This is a genomic window from Actinomycetota bacterium (assembly GCA_018830725.1).
GTDB lineage: Bacteria > Actinomycetota > Humimicrobiia > JAHJRV01 > JAHJRV01 > JAHJRV01.
The window spans coordinates 1-2,036 of record JAHJRV010000132.1 but is presented as its reverse complement, the minus strand read 5'-3'; the positions used below and the strand labels follow the sequence as shown (position 1 = coordinate 2,036).

The window sequence follows — 2,036 nt, the reverse complement described above, 5'->3', positions numbered from 1 at the left end:
TCGCTGTTTTAAATATATATGTAAAGAGGATCAAAAAAAATTCCTAAAAAAATTTGGAAAAAATCCTCATGATTCAGATGAAATAATGCATACATTAAGAGAATTAATTTTAGGAGCATATCTTAGTTATAGTAATCTTAAAATAAGATATGAATTCAATATAAATGGTCAAACACCTGATTGGTCTGTTGTGATTAATAACTCTAAGAGTGATTGTATGATTGAATTAGTAAATTTTCACATAGACAAGGCAACAGAAAAACAAATCAAAGCGCATAGAGAAAAATCCCGGATGTTTTTCTTTTGGAGAGATCAAAATAAAGATAATTTAGATAGGTTACATCAATCTATTTTGCTTAAAATACAAAAATATAGAAAGTTAGCGAGTGAATTAAAAATACCTTATATCATTTCATTGTACATTGATTTTATGATTACGGTGGATATAGATGAAGTAAAAGAATGTATTTTTGAGAAGGGTATTAATCTTTTTAAGAATTATCCGGAAGTTAGTGGACTTTTATGTTTTAGAGAAAGTAATGGAAAATATATTTTTAAGTATTTGCAAAATCAACATGCTTTAAATAAAGTAGAAATTGCGGACGGTATTTTTGTAATGTTGTTGTATCTTTATATTTATTTACATGTCTAAATATTTTTTGTATTTTCTGAATATATCAAATAGAGAGAGCCAGATAATAACAAGCCCTTTGGCATTTTACTGAAGGCTTTTTATTTAATAAAGAAAGATTTTTAATACTTGTATAGAAATAAATAAATTAGAAAAATTGAAAATTTTAAGGAGTATTCTATTGAATGGCTTATTTAATGCATATCGGATTCGATAATAATGATATTTTTTGGAAAAATATATTCTATTTTGAATATAAAGGAATAAAATTTAAATTTATTCAAGATAAGAGAAAAAAATGGAGTAATGTTCTTATAACGATAATAAAAGGACAAAACAATTCAGTAGAAGAAAATAGAGTATATAGTATTGCATCCGAATACCTAAGTGCCTTAGCTTGGGAAAATAATTCGGTAATGAAAGTATGGCCTTCGCGTAACTATGGAGCAGGAATTTCTGAAGATATTAAAATTTCAAAAGCAAGGCGTGTTTTCTTTGAATTTCCAAAATCCCCTTTTTATGGATATACTTGTGGATGTGATTTCCAGAGAATTCCAAAAATTGAGAATGAAAAGCAAAGGGATGCTTTTATCCTGTATAGAGAGGCACGAAGTACCAACAATGATTTTTTATCTTTTTTATTTTTTTGGCAAGTTCTAGAAATCGGATATAAGGGTGGTCCAACGAATTGGATAAATAAAATATGGCGAAATAATCAAGGTGAATTAAGAAACAGTATAAAATATGATATTGGAAAAATCTCTATGGGAAGTAAAAAGATAGGAGAATACCTTTATCATGATTGCAGAACAGCAATTGCACATTTATATACATTAAGGAATGGAATAAAGAAAATAAAAATAGATTCTTTAGATGATGCTATTCGCATTATGCGAGGGAGGAGGATAATTCAAGAATTTGCTCGATTATATATTAAAAATGAATTGAATCTCCGAAAAAGACTATATCTCGTAAGAAAAAGTAAAAATGGTTTTCCTGTATATTTAGATGAAAAATATTATAATAAAATAGTTGACAATAATTTTTATAGGGAAGCATATAAATATAAATCTAATCTAAATATTAAATCCAAAAATTTTCTTGAAAGTTCTGACTATTAACTTGCTCGGGGAGCTAGACAATAACATAGGCAGAACTTTTTTATTGAGGTTCTGCCTATTTAAATTCTTAACAGACCCCGATTACTTCTTCTAACTTTTGATACACTTTTTCAGTTTCATCACTCATACAAAAGTTGCGAAAGTCGTCTACTAGCCTCCACCAAATCCTTATAAATAAAGCCTTTCAGGCATTTTGCTGAAGGGATTTATTGTTTTTATTGAATTATTTTAGCAAAAAAAAGGATTATTGAATTAGTTCGTCGAAATTCTTAATAGTGAAAATA

General features: G+C 27.4%; 2 protein-coding genes. Both read left to right on the top strand.

Going from position 1 to position 2,036, the window contains the following annotated elements; genetic code table 11:
- Positions 1-652, top strand: a 652-nt coding sequence (locus tag KKC53_06170) for a hypothetical protein (protein ID MBU2598736.1), incomplete at its 5' end; no start/stop codon positions are given.
- Positions 653-816: 164 nt separating this feature from the next.
- Positions 817-1,752 (top strand): hypothetical protein, encoded by a 936-nt coding sequence (locus tag KKC53_06165; GenBank protein MBU2598735.1) that lies wholly within the window; start codon positions 817-819, stop codon positions 1,750-1,752.
- Positions 1,753-2,036: the final 284 nt, after the last annotated feature.

Bases quoted from the DNA above. Each gene is read 5' to 3' on its own strand.
- KKC53_06165 (MBU2598735.1), top strand. From the start codon at position 817: ATGGCTTATTTAATGCATATCGGATTCGATAATAATGATATTTTTTGG.